At 37.9% G+C, this 18,654-nt stretch carries 23 protein-coding genes and 1 other annotated feature; of the genes, 15 read left to right on the forward strand and 8 right to left on the reverse strand.

Annotation, left to right across the window (positions count from 1 at the left end):
• Positions 1–6: 6 nt before the first annotated feature.
• Positions 7–275 (forward strand) — a binding site (T-box leader).
• Positions 276–328: 53 nt separating this feature from the next.
• The 6 genes from trpE to AAGS61_RS11630 all read left to right on the forward strand — a co-directional run bounded on the left by trpE (position 329) and on the right by AAGS61_RS11630 (position 4,478).
• Positions 329–1,714: an anthranilate synthase component I gene (gene trpE, locus AAGS61_RS11605; RefSeq protein ID WP_391371728.1), complete on the forward strand. Its 1,386-nt coding sequence runs from the start codon at positions 329–331 to the stop codon at positions 1,712–1,714.
• Positions 1,711–2,280 (forward strand): anthranilate synthase component II, encoded by a 570-nt coding sequence (locus AAGS61_RS11610; protein ID WP_391371731.1) that lies wholly within the window; start codon positions 1,711–1,713, stop codon positions 2,278–2,280. The genes trpE and AAGS61_RS11610 overlap by 4 nt, the downstream gene beginning before the upstream one ends.
• An 11-nt stretch (positions 2,281–2,291) precedes the next feature.
• Complete coding sequence (locus AAGS61_RS11615) at positions 2,292–2,624, forward strand: hypothetical protein (protein ID WP_391371734.1); 333 nt, start codon at positions 2,292–2,294, stop codon at positions 2,622–2,624.
• A gap of 103 nt (positions 2,625–2,727) precedes the next feature.
• Positions 2,728–3,222 (forward strand): RNA polymerase sigma factor, encoded by a 495-nt coding sequence (locus AAGS61_RS11620; RefSeq protein WP_391371737.1) that lies wholly within the window; start codon positions 2,728–2,730, stop codon positions 3,220–3,222.
• Positions 3,215–4,069 (forward strand): hypothetical protein, encoded by an 855-nt coding sequence (locus AAGS61_RS11625; protein ID WP_391371739.1) that lies wholly within the window; start codon positions 3,215–3,217, stop codon positions 4,067–4,069. The genes AAGS61_RS11620 and AAGS61_RS11625 overlap by 8 nt, the downstream gene beginning before the upstream one ends.
• A gap of 22 nt (positions 4,070–4,091) precedes the next feature.
• Positions 4,092–4,478, forward strand: a complete 387-nt coding sequence (locus tag AAGS61_RS11630; protein WP_391371742.1) for a carboxymuconolactone decarboxylase family protein — start codon at positions 4,092–4,094, stop codon at positions 4,476–4,478.
• A gap of 43 nt (positions 4,479–4,521) precedes the next feature.
• On the opposite strand, the gene AAGS61_RS11635 is transcribed toward AAGS61_RS11630, so the two are convergent.
• Positions 4,522–4,992, reverse strand: a complete 471-nt coding sequence (locus tag AAGS61_RS11635) for a glutathione peroxidase (RefSeq protein ID WP_391371745.1) — start codon at positions 4,990–4,992, stop codon at positions 4,522–4,524.
• Positions 4,992–5,432, reverse strand: coding sequence for a MarR family winged helix-turn-helix transcriptional regulator (locus tag AAGS61_RS11640; protein ID WP_391371748.1), 441 nt, complete (start codon positions 5,430–5,432; stop codon positions 4,992–4,994). Before AAGS61_RS11640 ends, AAGS61_RS11635 begins: the two co-directional genes overlap by 1 nt.
• A 197-nt stretch (positions 5,433–5,629) precedes the next feature.
• On the opposite strand from AAGS61_RS11640, the gene AAGS61_RS11645 reads away from it, so the two are divergent.
• A complete protein-coding gene (locus tag AAGS61_RS11645) occupies positions 5,630–6,478 on the forward strand; it encodes a DegV family protein (RefSeq protein ID WP_391371750.1) in 849 nt (282 codons plus the stop codon).
• A gap of 10 nt (positions 6,479–6,488) precedes the next feature.
• On the opposite strand, the gene AAGS61_RS11650 is transcribed toward AAGS61_RS11645, so the two are convergent.
• From AAGS61_RS11650 to AAGS61_RS11660, 3 genes are read right to left on the reverse strand one after another with little or no spacing between them, the layout of a single operon-like run.
• A complete protein-coding gene (locus tag AAGS61_RS11650) occupies positions 6,489–7,694 on the reverse strand; it encodes an MFS transporter (RefSeq protein ID WP_391371753.1) in 1,206 nt (401 codons plus the stop codon).
• A gap of 55 nt (positions 7,695–7,749) precedes the next feature.
• Positions 7,750–8,226: a hypothetical protein gene (locus AAGS61_RS11655; protein ID WP_391371756.1), complete on the reverse strand. Its 477-nt coding sequence runs from the start codon at positions 8,224–8,226 to the stop codon at positions 7,750–7,752.
• Entirely contained in the window at positions 8,227–8,667 is a 441-nt protein-coding gene (locus AAGS61_RS11660; RefSeq protein WP_391371759.1) for a hypothetical protein, read from the reverse strand.
• 254 nt (positions 8,668–8,921) lie between these two features.
• Between AAGS61_RS11660 and rpmG the strand changes: the two genes are divergently transcribed.
• From rpmG to AAGS61_RS11680, 4 genes are all read left to right on the forward strand, one after another.
• Positions 8,922–9,071, forward strand: a complete 150-nt coding sequence (gene rpmG / locus AAGS61_RS11665; RefSeq protein ID WP_008408521.1) for a 50S ribosomal protein L33 — start codon at positions 8,922–8,924, stop codon at positions 9,069–9,071.
• 135 nt (positions 9,072–9,206) lie between these two features.
• Positions 9,207–9,782, forward strand: a complete 576-nt coding sequence (locus tag AAGS61_RS11670) for a 5-formyltetrahydrofolate cyclo-ligase (protein WP_391371762.1) — start codon at positions 9,207–9,209, stop codon at positions 9,780–9,782.
• Between the two features lie 6 nt (positions 9,783–9,788).
• Positions 9,789–9,989 carry a YqgQ family protein gene (locus tag AAGS61_RS11675; protein ID WP_391371764.1) on the forward strand — a complete coding sequence of 67 codons (201 nt, stop codon included), beginning with the start codon at positions 9,789–9,791 and terminating at the stop codon, positions 9,987–9,989.
• 372 nt (positions 9,990–10,361) lie between these two features.
• Positions 10,362–12,257: an LTA synthase family protein gene (locus AAGS61_RS11680; RefSeq protein WP_391371767.1), complete on the forward strand. Its 1,896-nt coding sequence runs from the start codon at positions 10,362–10,364 to the stop codon at positions 12,255–12,257.
• A gap of 88 nt (positions 12,258–12,345) precedes the next feature.
• On the opposite strand, the gene AAGS61_RS11685 is transcribed toward AAGS61_RS11680, so the two are convergent.
• Entirely contained in the window at positions 12,346–12,528 is a 183-nt protein-coding gene (locus AAGS61_RS11685; protein ID WP_391371770.1) for a DUF2759 domain-containing protein, read from the reverse strand.
• A 597-nt stretch (positions 12,529–13,125) separates the two neighbouring features.
• Here AAGS61_RS11685 and AAGS61_RS11690 point away from each other — a divergent pair.
• On the forward strand, positions 13,126–13,959 hold the full coding sequence (locus tag AAGS61_RS11690) for an N-acetylmuramoyl-L-alanine amidase (protein WP_391372196.1): 834 nt from the start codon (positions 13,126–13,128) through the stop codon (positions 13,957–13,959).
• Between the two features lie 645 nt (positions 13,960–14,604).
• Positions 14,605–15,255: an MBL fold metallo-hydrolase gene (locus AAGS61_RS11695; RefSeq protein WP_391371773.1), complete on the forward strand. Its 651-nt coding sequence runs from the start codon at positions 14,605–14,607 to the stop codon at positions 15,253–15,255.
• 41 nt (positions 15,256–15,296) lie between these two features.
• On the opposite strand, the gene AAGS61_RS11700 is transcribed toward AAGS61_RS11695, so the two are convergent.
• Both AAGS61_RS11700 and AAGS61_RS11705 read right to left on the reverse strand, forming a co-directional pair.
• Positions 15,297–15,539 carry a DUF2626 family protein gene (locus tag AAGS61_RS11700; protein WP_391371776.1) on the reverse strand — a complete coding sequence of 81 codons (243 nt, stop codon included), beginning with the start codon at positions 15,537–15,539 and terminating at the stop codon, positions 15,297–15,299.
• Positions 15,540–15,653: 114 nt separating this feature from the next.
• A complete protein-coding gene (locus AAGS61_RS11705) occupies positions 15,654–16,355 on the reverse strand; it encodes a helix-turn-helix transcriptional regulator (RefSeq protein ID WP_391371779.1) in 702 nt (233 codons plus the stop codon).
• A 235-nt stretch (positions 16,356–16,590) separates the two neighbouring features.
• Between AAGS61_RS11705 and comGA the strand changes: the two genes are divergently transcribed.
• Both comGA and comGB read left to right on the forward strand, forming a co-directional pair.
• On the forward strand, positions 16,591–17,586 hold the full coding sequence (gene comGA, locus AAGS61_RS11710) for a competence type IV pilus ATPase ComGA (protein WP_391371783.1): 996 nt from the start codon (positions 16,591–16,593) through the stop codon (positions 17,584–17,586).
• Positions 17,586–18,644 carry a competence type IV pilus assembly protein ComGB gene (gene comGB, locus AAGS61_RS11715; protein WP_391371786.1) on the forward strand — a complete coding sequence of 353 codons (1,059 nt, stop codon included), beginning with the start codon at positions 17,586–17,588 and terminating at the stop codon, positions 18,642–18,644. The genes comGA and comGB overlap by 1 nt, the downstream gene beginning before the upstream one ends.
• The last annotated feature ends 10 nt before the right edge of the window (positions 18,645–18,654 follow it).

Below are 18,654 nucleotides of genomic sequence, written 5' to 3' on the forward strand. Positions count from 1 at the left end.
TTGTAAGTAAAAGCGATAATGAAAAAGAGTAGTGTTATAGGAAGCTAAAGAGAGCTAGCGGTTGGTGGAAGCTAGTGCAGAGTATAGCATGAATGGGTTTTCTAGCTGCGAGGAGGAAATGCTTCGCCGTTACGCTCACGTTACGAGCATAAAAGTGGACTACTTTTAGCGGATAGGTATCTGTATAAGTAAAGGCACAATCTCGTTTTATGTTCGTGGATTGGTGTTTTTCTAAGTAGTCAATGAAGGTGGCACCACGGCTCTCCGTCCTTTAACGCGGAGAGCCTTTTTGTATGCGTGCAAAATTAGCTGAGAGAGGATAGTTGAGATGACAGTTGAGACGAAAGATTATGTAGTGCGGACAATTCAAGGGGATACGTTAACACCTATTTCCATTTTTAATGCACTACAAGGTGAGCACAAAGTTTTATTTGAATCGAATACGAAATATGAAGAGAGTGGACGTTATTCGTTTATCGCTGTAAATCCAATTGCTGAATTGAAAGGCGGTAAAACGACGTGCACCTATACGCAAAATAGTGAAACGACTAAGTTAAATAGATCAGTATTAGAACAGTTAAAAAAATGTCTTCCAATGCGCACAGGCGATTATCCATTTGCTTTTTTTGGAGGAGCCATTGGTTATTTCGGATATGAGACGGCTTTTCATTTTGAACGAATCGGTGAAATCGTGAATGATGTGTACGATATGCCGGATGTGCATGTGTTTTTCTATGATACATTTATTGTGATTGATCATTTATTGCAAACTGTAACGGTGGCAGCGATTGATTTATTCCAAACAGGCAGAACACAAGAGAATATGGAGCAAGCGATTGCGCAAATTGAAGCACAGTTAAATACACAACAAGTACAGTCGATTCAAGAGCCGCCAGCGATTTCATTCCAAACAACGATTGAAAAACAACACTTTATCGAAATGGTTGAAACGGCAAAAGAACATATTCGTAACGGTGATATTTTTCAGGTAGTGTTATCTCAAACGTTCGAGGCACATTTTAACGGCAATCCATTTGGGTTGTATCGAAAATTACGGGCCAATAATCCATCTCCTTATATGTTTTATGTGGAGTTTGGTGACTATACGATTTTAGGTACATCCCCCGAAAGTTTAGTGAAAGTCCAACATGGTGTCGTTACGACAAATCCGATTGCAGGTACGAAGCCGCGCGGAAAAACAAAAGCAGAAGACGAATCGATTGCCGCTGCATTATTAGCCGATGAAAAGGAAATTGCGGAGCATAAAATGCTAGTTGATCTTGGACGCAATGATGTAGGGCGCGTGTCAAAAATTGGGTCGGTTCGTGTGACGAAATATATGAATATTGAACGTTACAAATATGTCATGCATATCGTATCGGAAGTGGTTGGCGACTTACGAGAGGATGCACATGTGATCGATGTACTCGCATCGAGTTTGCCAGCAGGTACAGTATCAGGGGCACCGAAAATTCGTGCTATGCAAATTATTAATACGTTAGAGCAGAAAAAACGTGGTGTGTATGCAGGCGCGATTGGCTACATTTCTACAACAGGCAACATGGATTTAGCGCTTGCCATCCGCACAATGATTGTCAAAGACGGGAAAGCGTATGTGCAGGCAGGCGCTGGTATTGTGTATGATTCTGTATCGGAGTCTGAATACGAAGAAACGTTAAATAAGGCGCGTGCATTGCTGGAGGTGCGAAAATGATTTTATTAATCGATAATTATGATTCATTCACTTATAATTTATACCATCAAATTGCCTCACAAGGACCAGAAGTAAAGGTCGTTCGTAATGATGCGTTAACCATTGAGGATATTCGCAAGATGAAGCCAGATGCCATTGTTTTATCCCCAGGACCAGGTACACCAGCGGAAGCAGGGATGACGGTTGATATTATTCGTGAATTGTATACAGAGTTCCCGATTTTAGGTATTTGTCTTGGACATCAAGCAATTGGTGAGGCGTTCGGTGGAGATGTTGTCAGAGCGACTCATATTATGCACGGGAAAACAAGTACATTGACGTACGACAAGCGCGGTTTATTTGAAAACTTTGCAGGTGAGGTGGAAGTGATGCGCTATCACTCGTTAATTATTGACCCGAAAACGCTACACGCTGACTTTGAAGTAATGGCAACATCGAGTGATGACGGTGAAATTATGGCGATTCAACATAAGGCGTATCCAGTGTTTGGCTTACAATTCCACCCTGAATCGATTGGGACTGAAACAGGTCAAGAGATGGTAGCGGCATTTTTAAGACGAGTTTAAGAGGTGAGGAAATGGAACGTGAAAAAATCGAAGCATTAAAGCAAGCACCGATGTCAGAAGTAACCGCCAATATAGCGATGATCCTGGAAGCATTAAAAGATGATACGCTTCAACATACGGCTTTACAGTTATTAAATCAAATTCCGACTGAAAGTACACCGTATATTGAAGAAGGCTTGCTATCACAGGACGATGAATTGAAGCAAGTACTACTTGAAAAAGTGGTACCGAAGCTTCCGTTTTATTCGAAAATCGTTGTCGCAAATGCAGTTGAGCATATTGCGATGGCATCAGGGGACTTACAGCAGCTGGCGAAGGATGCGTTAAAAAGTTTTGAACCTTAAAGTAGAAGGTATACGTGGAATGACGTATGCCTTTTTATTTTTTTGAAATTTTGAGTCCTAGCTGTCACTTATTCCGTATAAGGAGTGAAAAGAGGTGTAGTCAATGATTGAGGAGTTAATCGATACATATAGTGATTATTTATATCGCATCGCTTTTATTTATACAAAAGATGAAAAAGTTGCGGAAGAAGTCGTACAAGATGTGTTTTGGAAGTACTATCAAACACAGCAATATGATGGGCGTGCTTCGATGAAAACGTATTTAACGAAAATGACGATTAATCGTAGCTATGATTATTTACGGAGTTGGAAAAATAAAAAGGCATTACTTGTTGAAACATTTACAAATGTGCGAGGGGCTGATATAGAAGCCATTCACAAGGAAGAAAAAGGAGAAATAACAGCTGCCGTTCTAAGATTGCCTGTGAAATATCGTGAAGTACTATTGCTCTATTATTATGAAGACTTACAAGTAGCTGAAATAGCGGAGTTATGTAAATTGAGCATTTCGACCGTCAAGACGAGATTACAACGTGCCCGCGCAAAATTAAAACCGTTATTACTTGAAAGTGAATGGGAGGTACTGCGAGATGTCTAAATGGAAGCAAGAATTAAATCAACTGTCGTTGACAAAAATGCAGAAGGAAAAGATGAAGCAAATCGTCAAGCAGCCGTTACCAAAGTCAACGAAAAACAAATCGTTCGTACCCATTATTACGCCAGCCTTTGTGCTATTAGCTCTATTATTAGTATGGTTAGAAGTAACTCCGACTGGAAACAGCATCCATACCGCGACGACGGATGCAGAAAAAACGACTAACATAATGACAAAGGAAGTAATTATTTTACTTACTTTTACGATGTTATTACATACAGGTGCCTATTTATCCGTCATGTTTGTAGCATTAAAAGTAAAACGTATGCAAAAATACAGTATTTTTCGTTCGTTACAATATAAAATTCAACATAAACAATTATGGTTAATACTAGCGTGCATTTTTAGTACGACATTAGCTATTGTCTTTATTGTGTTAAATACAACGAATGTTGTCATGATACTTCAAATATTAGTTGTGGTTTTGCTTTGGGTGAATATTTGTTGCTGGCAACTATTAAGTACACGGGATAATGAACGTAGCGTATGCCCGCACTGTGGGGTAGTCTATTCGAGAAAAGAAATATGGAAGAAGAGCTTCTACGGGAAGTTTGAAAAGTGTTCAAGTTGCGGAGAAGGAGCATATGTGGACCGTAAAAAAAGTCAAGCTAACTTTGCTATTATATATATGGGCATACCAATAGCAATGTTTATCACAAATTTTGGTATACCTGTATGGCTGAGTATTTGCTATGTGATTGCTTATATAGTGTTTACATTGATTTATATATTCCCTTACACAACGTACTTTACGAAAGAAAGTGAAGAACAGCAGCCTCCTTTATGGTAAAATTCACGTGGAGGGGATGAAGATGGATCGTTTTCAAAAGGGATTAGAAACGATGAAAAACTATGTAACAGAGGATGCGCTCAAGCAAATGGTCCAATCAGATGCTTTAGCCGATATCGCGCCAGATTTACGCAAAATGATTGTCGAGTTCGCGTACGGGGATATTTATTCACGTGAAGGGTTAGGCAAGAAAAAGCGCGCGCTCGTTGTCATTACAGCCGTTGTCACACAAGGGGCTGCACCGCAAACGAAAACGCATATTACGCGCGGTTTACATGCGGGATTGACACCGAAGGAAATTGTTGAGGCACTATTACAACTTGTGCCGTATATTGGTTTCCCGCGGGTACAAAATGCGCTCACTATTGCGCAAGAAGTGTTCCGCGAGAAAAAGTTAACAGTAAAATAATAATTAGGCGAGGTTGTCACTTAGCAACCTCGCCTTTCTCATCTTATAAATATTTTTCAATTTCTTTTTCAAATTTTGTTGGTTTATCGGTTGGGCCAAATCGTTTAATAATGTTTCCTTGTTTATCGACTAAAAACTTTGTGAAATTCCATTTTACCTTTTTCCCAAGTAGCCCTTTTGTTTCTTCTGTGACGAGCTTGAATAGTGGGTGGGCATCTTCACCGTTTACTTTGACAATTTCATGCATCGGAAATGTCACACCGTATGTTAAACGGCACGCTTGAGAGGCTTGATCGGCAGTACCGACTTCCTGTTTAAATTGATTGGATGGAAAGCCAAGTACAACAAAATCACGGTTTGCGTATTTTTTATATAATGCTTCTAACCCTTCAAATTGCCCAACTAGACCACACTTCGTCGCCGTATTCACGATGAGCATTGTTTTACCTTTATAACGTTCGAGTGTGTATGTTTCCCCAGTATCCGTTGTTACCTCAATATTATAAATTGACATTACATTTCCCCCTTGTTCATCCTTGCTAGAAAGTCATTTAATTGATGTACATGTTCTTTTAATGCTGGTCCTTCACTCAGGAGGAAATCAGAGCAAAATAGTTTATGGATGATCGCCTGTTCAATTTTAGGTTGCGTTTCTTTTGCGAAAGATGTAAGCGAAAAATGGGCTGCGCGTTTATCTTGTGACGAGGGTGTTTTTTGTACCCAATGTTTTTCAACAAGCTTTTGTAGTACGGGGTTTAATGTACCGATACCTAGACAAAGCTTTTCGCACAATGAAGAAGTAGTTTGTTGATCTTCTTCCCATAATGCAAGAAGTACTAAGTATTGAGGATATGTTAAACCGAATGGCGCTAACGTTTTCGCATATAGCTTCGTAAATTGATTGGCTGCTTTATATACTTCAAAGCAAAGCTGGTGCTCTAATTTTTGCATCATACGTCTCATTCCTCCCTCAATTACATCGTATACGATGTAAATTTGTTTGTAAAATGATATGTTTTATGAAAAAATGTCGAAAGTATGTCGAGATAACGAGAAAATTATTCATACATGACAATTGTCACTATACGCAAACGCTTTCATTTTATAAAGTGAAGAACGATAATTATATACAACAAGGAGATTCATACATTTTGACAAAGATTGCATGGGTTACAGATACAGGTGCATTATTGACACCAGCGTTTATCGCACAACATAATGTACATGTTTTGCCGTTAAATATTGTGTTTGAAGAAGGGGCATATCGAGAAACGATCGATATTACACATAAAGAATTTTACGAAAAGCTACGTGCTACAAAAGTACATCCGACATCGTCACAACCTAATTTTGGGGAGCATGTTGCTCTATATGAAAGCTTAAAGGAGCAAGGGTATGATGTAGCGATTGCGATTCATACGTCGGGTCGGCAATCAGGTACGGCTTCTAGTGCACCAATGGCAGCACAGCAAGCGGGCTTTACATCCTATACCATTGATTCGATGATTGGATCATATCCAATGCAAAAAATGCTGGAAAAAGGATTTGAACTTGAAAAACAAGGTGCTACTCCTGAAGAAATTGTAGCTGAAATTGAAGCATTGTGTCCACGTTCGGAATTATCATTCATACCAGCCAACTTAGAAAAGCTACATAAAAGTGGGCGAGTATCCGGAACGGCGATGTTTTTAAGTAATTTATTAAACATTAAGTTAGTCATTTCTTATGATAAAGGTGTTTGTGTCGTAACGCAAAAAGTACGTGCGGAAAAGCGTGCGAAAAAGGCGATTACAGATCTTTTAGATAAAGCGTTAACAGAGTCATCTGTCACGGAAGTAGCAGTTATTCATACGAATAATGTAGAAGGTGCACTCGCATGGAAAAAAGAATTAGAAGTGAGTTATCCAAATATCAACTTTATCATAACAGAACTGTCGGCGGTGGTTGGCGCACTAACAGGTGAAGGTACGCTAGGGTTAAGCTGGGTTCGAGGGGAATAAAAAAGAAGCTTTAGTGTCGTGCTAAAGCTTCTTCTTTTTTTGAAATTGTCCGATAAGCAATCGCGAACAAACTGGCAGTAACAAGGAAAAGAGCAATAAAAGCAACAATCCCATTCCAACCGTAGTGTAGCCAGAAAAAACCGCCTGTTGTTCCGCCGATACTCGAACCAAAGTAATAGGCAAACAAGTAGAGGGAAGAAGCTTGGGCTTTATCTTTCTTAGCGCGGAAACTAACAGCGCCACTCGCAATAGAATGGGCACCGAAAAAGCCGAATGTGAAAATCGTAATGCCGATGATTTTAGTAAATAAGCTAATCGGTAAGGTGAGTAGTGCACCACAAAACATAATCATGATTCCAACAATTAATACTTTTTGGCGACCAAAACGATCGGATAAGCTACCAAACCACGTCGAACTAAAAGTGCCTACTAAATAGACAATAAAAATCCAGCCAACGACTGTTGCGCTAAGTGAATACGGCTCGTCTAATAGCTTATAGCTGATGTAGTTAAATAATGTCACAAAGCTTCCCATGAGCATAAAGGCAATACCGAATAAACTCATTAAACCAGGGTCTTTTACATGCTGAAATAATGATTTTGTTAATGCTTTTAACTTTAGTGGCCGTGCTTTGAAATGTTTGGATGGTGGTAGAGCCCACACAAAGTACAAGCAAATGAAAATACTTAAGACACCAAGGGAAATAAGCCCGATTCGCCAAGTAAAAAAGTCTGTCATTGTGCCCATAATAATTCTTCCAGCTAAACCGCCGATGGAATTTCCACTAATATAAAGCCCCATTGCCACACCTAGACTGGATGGGTCCATTTCTTCCCCTAAATAAGCCATTGCAATGGCGGGGACTCCTGCTAACACAAAGCCTTGTACCCCACGCAATATAAGAAGCGATTCAAATGATGGGCTAAATGCTAACAGGAGTGTTAATAAGGAAGAGATGATAATTGAAATGGTCATAATCTTTTTACGACCCCATGCTTCAGAAAGCGAGCCAAATAAAATAAGACTAAAAGCGAGTGTGACAGTGGCGATAGATAGTGATAGGCTCGCTGTTGCAGGTGTAATATGAAACTCTTTTGAAAAGGCGGGCAATAATGGTTGTGTAATATATAAATTAGCAAATGTAATAAATCCTGCTGCAAAAAGTGCCAAATTCGTTTTTTTAAACTCTTTTGTGCCTTTATGAATATATCCCATCAAATTCTTCTTTCTATTATGTAGTGACGAAATGATTTTTAGTTAATGGTTTCAATTATTCGACTTTTTTACCTGTCAGTGTTTTGGCCATTTGTTCTAACGTCATATCAGAATGGAGTTCAAAATGTCCTTTTTGAATGGAACGTGCATATTCTGGTTTGGCTAAATATAATTCGAGTTCACGCCCATTTTTAATAATCCCTGCATCTTCCGCCTGCTTGCCGATATCGTATAAACTAACACCTTCATAAATGATAACGGTGCCATATACTACATCTTCATCTTTAGTTTCATTTGTTTGTGTGTTGTCTTTTTCTTCACTTGTAACTTCTATTGGTTTGTCTGTTGTAGGATCTTGTAACCGTGTAATTTGTTCGTTTGCCTCTGCTAATTGCTGTTCAAGTTGAGCGATTTTTTCTTTATATGTAGATGCCTTTTCTTCTGAAATCGGCTGATCGATTCGACCTAGTAGTGTAAATAAGGCGCCTGCTAAAAATAAGCCGATTCCAATGCCACGCAATGTTTTTTTCATTTATACGCCCCCATTCGCTAAAATACCTTGAATTTGTTCTGGGGTTAATGTCGAGCGCTTACTAATTTCTTCAATGGACAACCCTTGTTTATTGAGCTCAATTACTTGACTCACTAAAATGCTATGTACAGGTTGAGTAGTTGCTCGTTGCATAGGTTGTTGTACAGTTTGCGTTGCTTTTACTTGCGCAGCCACTTGTTGGAATGTTGCCATCGGGTCCTTTTTTGCTTGTGTTTTAGGTGATTGTACTTTGAAACTTGGTTCCAGTAACAATTCCTCCTCTACGATTTTCAACCGACGTTTCATGCTATTTGTTTCTTGGTATATGCTAATCGATAGTTCCTCTAAGTCTTTTTCTAGCTGTTTAGAAGAATCTTTAAAGAAAAATGATAAGATGATAAAAATAATCCCAACGCCCATGACGATTAATGATATGTCCATGAATAGTCCCTCCTATTTGTAGTCAATTTTAAGCAATTCCACCTCGGCGTAACTGCGTCTAAATCGTGAATTGAACTGTGTTTGTACAATCGACTCTATTCAAATGCTAACTGAATGAAGATAAAATTATTATAACAAAACTTAGTATGATTTGATGCTAGATTTTTTTAAAGAATGTGGTATAATGGGTAAGTCGTATAAATCATGCTCAAATTTTTAATGATAATTCTTGAATTAGAGTGGGAGGGTTAATGATGCGCGTAAACATTACTTTAGCTTGCACAGATTGCGGCGAACGTAACTACATTTCTAAAAAGAACAAGCGTAACAATCCAGAGCGTCTTGAACTTAAAAAATATTGCTCTCGCGAGAAGAAATACACTCTTCACCGTGAAACGAAGTAATCGCTCTATTAGCCAAAGCCACTTGTGGTTTTGGCTTTTAGTTTGTATAGATAGGGAAAGTATTTGCATCACACACTAACTCGCGTTATTTTGATGTGAGTGGTTATTGCTAAAAGTGGAAAGGTTGCGAGCATAGTGGATAAAAAAATACTACGTAATGAGATGAGACGACGTTTAAAGCAAATGGATGAAGCCACTTATTTGCATCGTTCACGTCTTATTCAACAACGTTTATTGCGAGAACCTTCCATTGTAGAAGGAAAAACGATTGCTGTGACGATGTCTCGGTTTCCTGAAGTGGAAACACGTGAAATCATACAAGCTCTTTGGCAGCTTGGGAAAACGGTCGCCGTACCAAAGTGTCAATCACAGACGCATGAGATGGAATTTTATAGGATTGACAACTTCAATCAGTTAGAAATCGTTTATTTTGGAATTGAGGAGCCAATCCTTACACAAACAAATTATATTTCGAAGCGAGAAATTGATGTTATCATCGTACCAGGAATCGTTTTTAATAAAGCAGGATACCGAGTAGGATTTGGTGGGGGCTATTACGATCGTTATTTAGTGGACTATTTAGGCGAAAAAATATCCCTTGCCTTTGATGAACAAGTAACAGAACAGGTTCCTACAGAATCACATGACATGCCTGTAAATATTATTTTGACAGATAAACAACGTATACTTGCCCGCAAATCGGAGGAATAGACGAAGATGAAAACAATGATTGATATTTATGATTTATTAAAGCAATTTGGGATATACATTTATACAGGTGATCGCCTTGGTGATTTAGAACTAATTGAGGACGAGATTAAGGAACTATTTAAATCGCGAATGATTGAGATGGAAGTCTATCAAACAGCCTTATTATTAATTCGTCAGGAAGAAAGAAGATTAAATACGCGCAATTAATATGCTGTTGTGTTATAATAGAAGTTAGTTTTGTTATAAGAGATTGATGCAGTTGGGAATTCCAGTGACTTTACAGGGGAATTTTAACGAAATCGCCCTTTGTGAACAGTGGAAAATTCCACTGTTTTCCTATTTTTTGGCTAGAGAAATAGGGGAATTCATGGAGATGTACAAAAATATGTCTTTATTATGCAACCTTTATTGAATAGAAACGTACTAATTATGGAGACAATGCAAAAGATGTTGTCCCAAATATTCTGGCTATTCAAGGTTGAGACAAATAATATTGATTATTGAGGGGAAAAGGATTAATATATTGTTTGTTTCAAAACACTACAAAAAGTATTTTTATAACTGGAGAGGATGTTAAGGATGAAAGCAATGAAATGGCCTAAACATTCGATATTAGCTTTTGCAATTATTGCCACATGGATTAAAACCGTAATCGCATATGTAACAAGTTTTGATATGAGTATTGACAATGGAATGCAGTATTTCATTCTATTTATCAACCCACTAAGCTTCTTATTGTTTGCTTACGGTATATCGTTATTCTTTAAATCAGCAAAAGTGCGTAATCGATATATTATCTGGATGAGTTTAGTGCTATCGATCGTATTGTATGGGAATGTAGCCTTTTACCGTTTTTATAACGACTTTATTACGTTGCCGGTCTTGTTCCAAACAAGTAATTTTAGTGACTTAGGCACATCGGCTGCTGCGATTATAAACTGGTTTGACTTTTTATATTTCGCGGATGTGATTTTATTAATTATTTTAGTGAAAATGTTACCAACATTAAAAGAGCAATTTACGATTCGTAAAGAAGTTCGTCGTGCTTATTTTGTGCTATCTGTAGCGATGCTATTCTTAAATTTAGGACTTGCGGAAACAGAACGTCCACAATTATTAACACGTAGCTTTGACCGCGAATTATTAGTGAAAAATATCGGTACGTATAACTATCATTTATACGATATTTATGTGCAATCAAAGTCATCTGCTCAGCGTGCATTAGCGGACGGCAGTGAATTAGTTGAAGTGAATAACTATGTGCGAGCAAACCAAGCATCAGCGAATGAAGAATTATTCGGGAAGTATGCGGGACGTAATGTGATTTTAGTCTCGATGGAATCGCTTCAAAGCTTTGTCATTAATAATGACATGAATGGAGAGGTTGTAACACCGTTCTTAAATTCATTAACGAATGACAAAGACACATATTATTTCAGTGATTTTTATCATCAAACAGGGCTTGGTAAAACGTCAGATTCAGAGTTTATTGTAGAAAACTCATTATTCGGCTTAGGTCGCGGTGCGGTATTCTTCACGCATGGTGAGAACACATATAACTCGACGTCAGAACGTTTAGGGGAAAATGGATATTTCACAAGTGTCATGCATCCAAATAATAAATCATTCTGGAACCGTGATCGTATTTATCAATCACTTAATATCGATAAGTTTTACGATATTAACTCGTATACAATTGGTGAAGGCGAAGCAGTAAACTGGGGGATGAAGGATATTCCGTTCTTCGAGCAATCTGCACAGTTAATGGCGGAGATGCCAAAGCCGTTTTATACACGAATGATTACGTTAACAAACCATTATCCATTCTACTTAGATGAAGAGGATAAATATATAAATGAATACACTTCAAATTCAGGTACATTAAATCGTTACTTCCAAACAGTTCGTTATATGGATGAATCGATTAAACTATTCTTTGACGACTTAAAAGAACAAGGTTTATATGAAAACTCTATTATCGTACTATATGGTGACCATTATGGTATTTCGGAGAACCATAATAAAGCAATGGCAATGTACTTAGAGCAAGAAGGCATTACGCCTTACGACACGGCGTTACTTCAATCTGTACCGTTATTTATTCATATTCCAGGTGCTAATGATGGCGGGGAAATAACGGAAGCAGCTGGTCAAATAGATTTACGTCCAACAATTCTTCATTTATTAGGCATTGATACATCAAAAGATATGCAACTTGGTGCAGACCTGTTTTCGGAGGAGCATGAAGACTTCGTGATTTTCCGTGATGGTCGATTTGTAACCGATGAATTGGTCTATGCGAATGAAGTATGTTATGATCGTGCAACAGGTGAGCCAACAGCGATTGAAGCGTGTCAGCCATATGTAGAACGTGCAACAACCGAGCTTGAGTACTCAGATAAAATCATCAATGGCGATTTGCTTCGTTTTTATGATCCAAAAACAGGCTCACTACTTGATGAAAAAACAAAATAAAGCGAAGGCATTTGCCTTCGCTTTTACCATTTTAACGAATCAAAAAACAGCCTAGCATACGCTAGGCTGTTTTTTGGGTTAGTTGTTATTAGTGTGTAGTAGGTGGATAACCTGCATTTAGTACTGTCATAATGACGAACCAGCCAAGAATAGCTGCTCCCGCAAAATGAAATACTACAGAAAGAAGATTTTTTTCTTTAATTCCTTGGAATGTGCCCACTACACAAATGATAGCGATAAGTCCAAAAATAACCATTAAAATCCAATGCATGATATAAGGCACTCCTTTCGACATTATTAAAGAATGTCACAAACAATATTCCTTCTATATTGTATAGCTTTCCAGTAGTTTTGTCGAGGGCAAAAAAATGACGTTTATTTGAATTTCTTCTAGAAGAATAAAGAAGACGACACAACTTGTGAATGTTTGTATATAATGTGTAGCTTAGTGCGATTAAGTGAAGGATACTTTCAGTTTTCTACCAAGTTCAATTATTTATTCATGGCATTGAAGCAAATGATAGAGGTAAGGGGAATACTTTTTAGTAACAATCGTCCAATGCATAATGAGAAGTTTGAATAGAGTAATAAGTAGGGACTAAAGAATTACTTAAAGAACTTACGCTAAATATACGTATTTTAATTCAATACCAATACATGTTTTGGTGAAGAGTTAGTCTTTTTTTAAAAGATAAGAAAGTATAAAATTTTTCTAGTTTAAAGAGTGTCTAGCTCCAGCGCCCAGCCCCTCGTGACGCTTCGTGTGGCAAGCACACTGTGAGCCTTTCTCCAACCCATGTCGGGGCTAGAGAGGGCGCTTGCGCTTTTCTTATAAAAACTTTGAAAGGATGAGAGCATCGTTATAGTCATTTTAACTCGTTCAACCGATGTATATGTAACATTATCAGAGCGTGCCAGAATTGCTAATGAAGCTAATGCCGATTTGTTCGTATCATTCCATGAAAATAGTGCCTCAAGTCCATCTGCAACAGGGTATGAGGATTATATTTCACCTACAGCCCAAAATATTACTGTTGCCGTGCGAGAGGCATTTCATCGTGTAGTAACAGAGTTTCTTACACAAAAAGGCATTCGGAATCGTGGTATGAAATCTGCGAGCTTTCAAGTATTACGTGAAACAACAATGCCAGCGATTTTAGTAGAGCATTTATTTATTTCTAACCCGAATGATTTAATATTACAAACAGATGTGAATTTTATAAACGAAGCGGCTCAAATGTACGCTAGAGCTATTAGAGCTGCGTTAGCAACGATAGGAAAATCGAATGGTACAGTCTGTTTAGATGCAGGGCATGGTGGGGAAGATGCAGGCGCAACAAACGGAAATGAATATGAGAAAAACCATGTGCTTAGACTTGTATTACACATCAAGTCTATTTTAAGTGGGGCACAAATAGATGTTTCAAACAAAATAGGGTATAAAGTTGTTGAAGGGGCGAATGCTTTTCGAATTCAGTCAGGGAGGTATGGAACGAAAGCAGACATGATGGCAGCGATGAACGAAGCGCTACAGCAACAATATTTATACTATGCACAGGAGCTTAATTCTAATAGTGATGAAAAGGGATGGCGTTTTATTAGCGGTAAATATACTACACAATTAGATGCACGTACTGCTGCGGAAAGGGCGCTTCGTGACGGAAAGTTAAAGTATGTAACACTGATTGGGACGATAGAATAATAGATAACTTGTAATGAGCAAAAATACATCTTAAAAATACCATTAGGGTAATGAAAGATATTAAGCTAAAGTGGTATCGTAGCCTCCGCGCTTTGCCACAGCCTACACAGGAGATCCAAACAGGCGTGGCCTGTTTGGATCTCCTGTTCCTGCTCCTGACGTTGCACTTTCGTCGCAAAGAGAATCTTGGCTCCTGTGGCGATGGCGCGCTACGGCAAAAGTAAATACTTCTCGATGTTCTAAAAAATATTTCTCTTATCTAAAAGACATGATTTTCTCTCAGTTTGTATGTATAATCGTCCAGCCTTTACTTTTATCAATGAGGATATTTCGTTAATTTTTAGCAACCCATTTTTTTATTGAACACTAGTTGCTTGTAGCGGAGGCACGAGACTCCTACGGGAAAAGCGAGACAATCAAGACCCCGCAGGCGCGAAGGATGAGCGACGAGGAGGCTTGATCTCGCCCGTGGAAAGCGAGTGCCGCAGCGGAAAACAACGGTTACAGCAATGGTAATATATGTTTTTATATTTGCTCATTATGAATAGATAACAGTTTTTGTCGATGTAGAGTGGTTATATGCGGCAGTATCGTTTACAATTTACTTGATACAAGAAGTTCATTTGAAATGAGGAGGCAATGTCCGTGGCAAAGTGTAGTGTTCGCATATATCCTTTAGGACCGATACAAACAAACTGTTATATCGTCAGCAATAAAAGTAAAGAGTGTATTATTTTTGATCCTGGTGAAGAAGGGGCACGTTTAGTAAAAGAGATTAAAACAAATAACTTAAAACCGCTAGCAATTTTTTTAACGCATGCGCATTTTGATCATATTGGTGCAGTAGATATTGTACGGGAGACATTCGATATACCTGTTTACATTCATGAAAAAGAAGTAGACTGGCTAATGGATCCGTTAAAAAATGGTTCAGGCAAATATTTTGAACTGCCAAATTATACAGTAAAGGCACCGTTAAAAGAGCATATTATTCGCACAGAGCAAACATTTGAAATAGGGGACTTTCAGTTTGAAGCTGTATTTACGCCAGGCCATTCGCCAGGGAGTGTATCGTATGTATTCGAAGAAGATGGTTTTGCGATTGTTGGGGATACATTATTTGAAGGCAGTATCGGGCGTACAGATTTAATAGGTGGTTCGATGCAAGTGCTATTAAAATCAATCCACGATAAGTTGCTCACATTAGATGAAGATATAATTATTTATCCAGGACATGGCGGCTATACAACGCCGGCTACTGAAATGGAGAATAATCCGTTTTTAAATGGGTTTTAATGATATAAGAAAAGCGTACCGCCGATGCGATACGCTTTTTATTAATGTCCGGCACCCGGTACGTGCATGAATGTTGCATAGTACGTAAATCCAGCAAAAAAGATTGTTAAATACGCACCAAAAATGTACATGTACATACGTTCTGAAAGGTTTAAGAAGCCTAATAATAAGAATAATCCAGTATTACCTACGAATAATAGCGAAACCTCAGACATATGTCCTAGATAGAACATAACAGCAAAAATACCTGTCCAGAAAGCCAAAACTTTATACATATTAGCCATTTCAATTTTCCCTCCTTTGGCGAGTGAATACACTAGTCTCCCGTATATTATAAATGATGTGTATCGATAATGTAAACTGTCACTTAAGTGAACTTTGTGACAATCACGTGTAAATTATGATGTTACTCGTTTTACATGAATTTCATATTTACAATGTTCACATTTATGTAACATGTTTTCCGTTTGAATAAATTCATTTTGTGAAAATAATGCATCAATTTGTCCACGTAAATAAGCTTCGTGTAATGTACAAATAAGATTTTGATAAAGTGGCAATTGGTTATGGAAAGGACAATTGTAAATTGTAAACTGAATGATTCTTTGTGTATCTTGTTCTGCAATGCGTGGCACGTAGCCAATGAGTGCAGCACGTTCTGATAATAGGTTTACTTTTTCCTCGAATGTTAATGAGGATTTAGCCCGTGAACATATGCCTTTCATCTCCTCGAGGCCTTGTATATAGGCAAGCTCTTTCCCTTTGTCCATTGCTTCTTCACCAAGCGAGCTTACTAATTGGAGTAAAATATTAAAAAGAAGCGGTTCCTCTCGCTTTGGAAAAGTTAATGCAATGCCTTCTTCCGTCGCTTTATAAAGACGCCCAGGACGACCACCTTTCCCCGTTTTAACGAAATCCGCAGTAACTACTTTAATTTCAGATAGTTTTGTCAGATGGAGTCTTGCAACATTTGGATGAATTTGGAATTGATTAGCAATTTCTTGGACGGTAAATGTACGTTTGTTTTGTAACATAAAATCATAAATTTGAAATCTTGTTTCATCAGCTAAAGTGCTTGTAATTTTTAACGGATGTAACAATTTGCTTCACCTCGTTTTCTCTATTTTATTATAGTGTATATTGTGTAGGAAGCCCACCTTTTTGTAACGGAATTTGCTATTTATTACATCACAATTCTTATCGCCATGATGAAACTTTGAAAAAAGACGTCAAAATTAAATTTTGCCCATTTCTATTTCCTTTTGTGAAACCTCTGACTATAATGATGGCATAGATAGCGATATGCCCATTATTTATACAAAAGAGGTGTATAGAATGGAGCATGAGACAATTATTGCCACTCAAAGTGAGCAGTTAATTTTAAAAGCATGTCATTTTGGTGCATCCGATATTCATCTAGTTCCCACAAAAGAACAGTATTCCATTTTACTCCGCAAATTTGGAAAACTAATCGAAATGGGAACATTGCCAGATGAAATGGGGATGCGGGTTATTTCATATCTTAAGTACTTATCTTCTCTTGATATTAGCGAAAAGCGCAAGCCACAAAGTGGAGCGTTTCAAAAAGAAATTGAGCACAATATGTATGCTTTTCGTATATCTACTTTACCTTCTATATATGCAAAAGAAAGCGTCGTTGTACGTATATTACGGCAAAATGCAGCTTATCCACTTGCGTCACTTTGTTTTCATCCTCAAACTGCTCATGTATTAACACAGCTTGTACATCATAGACAAGGCCTCCTATTAATTACCGGGGCAACTGGTTCAGGTAAAACGACAACTTTATATTCTTTAATTCGATATTGCCGGTCAACCCTTTCACGTCATGTCATTTCTTTAGAAGATCCTGTGGAAAGTAGCCAAGAAGATTTATTGCAAATTCAAGTAAATGAGCGTGCGGGTGTTACATATGCCGCCGGATTAAAGGCCATTTTAAGACACTCGCCGGATGTTATTATGATTGGCGAAATACGCGACCGTGAAACAGCACGGATTGCACTAGAAGCCGCATTAACGGGCCATCTTGTTATCTCAACCGTGCATGCAAAAGACACAGTCAATTGTTTATACCGTTTAATGGACTTAAGTCTTTCAATCGAAGAATTGAGACAAGCACTTGTAGGGATTGTAGCGCAAACATTAATTTATGTAGAGCAAAATGATGAGCGCAAGGCACTTTTCGAAATTTTGAGTGATACCGCTTTAGATGAAGCGATTACCGTCACAAAGAACGGGCGTGTGTATGAGTTAGCAAAAGAGCTAACGTTAGAAGCGCAAATATTGGAAATACACAGGTTGCATGTATAATGCTGTCACAGTTGTTCGTATATTTTCGACAAAGTAATCGTATTCAAGTCATTCAGTTACCACAGCTACTTAGTAGAACGAGTATATTGCTTGAAGAAGGTTATACATTTGCCGAGTGTATTGAAATGTTACTTCCTTATCATGTAAAAGACTATTCAAAATGGAAATCAACATTTGAACAAGTATTTCAAGACGGTGTAGGACCGACTACTATATTTGCGTTAATGGGTATGAAGCGGCAATATCTTTTATCAATTGAATTAGCTGAAATGACAGGAAATCTGCCACAAACGTTAGCGATTGTAGGTAATCAAGTACAGTTTGCCGAAGAAATCAAACAGCGAGTAGCGAAATTGCTTGTTTACCCAGTCGTTCTATTTATGTTAATCATTGGTTTATTTATTGTGTTTCGTCTCAAGTTTTTGCCTAATATACAGCAAATGATGTATACGCGTGTTGGTTATAGTAATACATCGAGTATTCAGTGGTCTAAATTTTTCTTACACATGCCAGATTATATTATCGTACTAATGGTGTTGCTTATTGGATCGCTTGTCTTAAGTATGGCGTACGTTAGCCGAAAGCGAATTGATTTACAATTAGCCTTGTTATTAAAACTACCGTTTATTCGCTATTATTGGCGTTTATTAATGACAAGGCAGTTTTCAAGAACGCTTGGTGAATTGTTGTTAACGGGCTTTTCATTGCAGGCCGCGTTAGAACATTTAATGACACAACCTCACCAAAAGCAACTAGCGTATATAGCCTCAGTTATTCAACAGAGGGTAATATATGGCGATGCGTTATCTCAAGCAGTTCTTTTATCGAACTTTTTTTATCCGAAATTTCATCATTTTATCGCACATGGTGAACAGAGTGGGCTTCTTGGGCGCGAGCTTATTTTGTATGTGGAACTATTAGATAGTAAGTTGCAAAATGGAATTAAAATGATAACGAAAATCGTTCAGCCAATGTTATTTATCATTATTGCCATTTGTATTGTTGCAGCATATTTAAGTATTTTACTACCTATGTACAATATGTTGGATGTCATATAGGAGGATTCAA

The organism is Lysinibacillus sp. KU-BSD001 (genome assembly GCF_042920265.1).
GTDB lineage: Bacteria > Bacillota > Bacilli > Bacillales_A > Planococcaceae > Lysinibacillus_B.

Excerpts from the sequence above, each read along its gene's own strand:
- AAGS61_RS11620 (WP_391371737.1), top strand. The coding sequence starts at position 2,728 with ATGATTGAGGAGTTAATCGATACATATAGTGATTATTTATATCGCATC.
- AAGS61_RS11635 (WP_391371745.1), bottom strand. The coding sequence starts at position 4,992 with ATGTCAATTTATAATATTGAGGTAACAACGGATACTGGGGAAACATAC.
- AAGS61_RS11640 (WP_391371748.1), bottom strand. The coding sequence starts at position 5,432 with ATGATGCAAAAATTAGAGCACCAGCTTTGCTTTGAAGTATATAAAGCA.
- AAGS61_RS11700 (WP_391371776.1), bottom strand. The coding sequence starts at position 15,539 with ATGGCTAATATGTATAAAGTTTTGGCTTTCTGGACAGGTATTTTTGCT.
- AAGS61_RS11615 (WP_391371734.1), top strand. The coding sequence starts at position 2,292 with ATGGAACGTGAAAAAATCGAAGCATTAAAGCAAGCACCGATGTCAGAA.
- AAGS61_RS11680 (WP_391371767.1), top strand. The coding sequence starts at position 10,362 with ATGAAAGCAATGAAATGGCCTAAACATTCGATATTAGCTTTTGCAATT.
- AAGS61_RS11660 (WP_391371759.1), bottom strand. The coding sequence starts at position 8,667 with ATGGACATATCATTAATCGTCATGGGCGTTGGGATTATTTTTATCATC.
- AAGS61_RS11675 (WP_391371764.1), top strand. The coding sequence starts at position 9,789 with ATGAAAACAATGATTGATATTTATGATTTATTAAAGCAATTTGGGATA.
- AAGS61_RS11685 (WP_391371770.1), bottom strand. The coding sequence starts at position 12,528 with ATGCATTGGATTTTAATGGTTATTTTTGGACTTATCGCTATCATTTGT.
- comGB (WP_391371786.1), top strand. The coding sequence starts at position 17,586 with ATGCTGTCACAGTTGTTCGTATATTTTCGACAAAGTAATCGTATTCAA.
- rpmG (WP_008408521.1), top strand. The coding sequence starts at position 8,922 with ATGCGCGTAAACATTACTTTAGCTTGCACAGATTGCGGCGAACGTAAC.
- AAGS61_RS11610 (WP_391371731.1), top strand. The coding sequence starts at position 1,711 with ATGATTTTATTAATCGATAATTATGATTCATTCACTTATAATTTATAC.
- AAGS61_RS11650 (WP_391371753.1), bottom strand. The coding sequence starts at position 7,694 with ATGGGATATATTCATAAAGGCACAAAAGAGTTTAAAAAAACGAATTTG.
- AAGS61_RS11630 (WP_391371742.1), top strand. The coding sequence starts at position 4,092 with ATGGATCGTTTTCAAAAGGGATTAGAAACGATGAAAAACTATGTAACA.
- AAGS61_RS11625 (WP_391371739.1), top strand. The coding sequence starts at position 3,215 with ATGTCTAAATGGAAGCAAGAATTAAATCAACTGTCGTTGACAAAAATG.
- trpE (WP_391371728.1), top strand. The coding sequence starts at position 329 with ATGACAGTTGAGACGAAAGATTATGTAGTGCGGACAATTCAAGGGGAT.
- comGA (WP_391371783.1), top strand. The coding sequence starts at position 16,591 with ATGGAGCATGAGACAATTATTGCCACTCAAAGTGAGCAGTTAATTTTA.
- AAGS61_RS11655 (WP_391371756.1), bottom strand. The coding sequence starts at position 8,226 with ATGAAAAAAACATTGCGTGGCATTGGAATCGGCTTATTTTTAGCAGGC.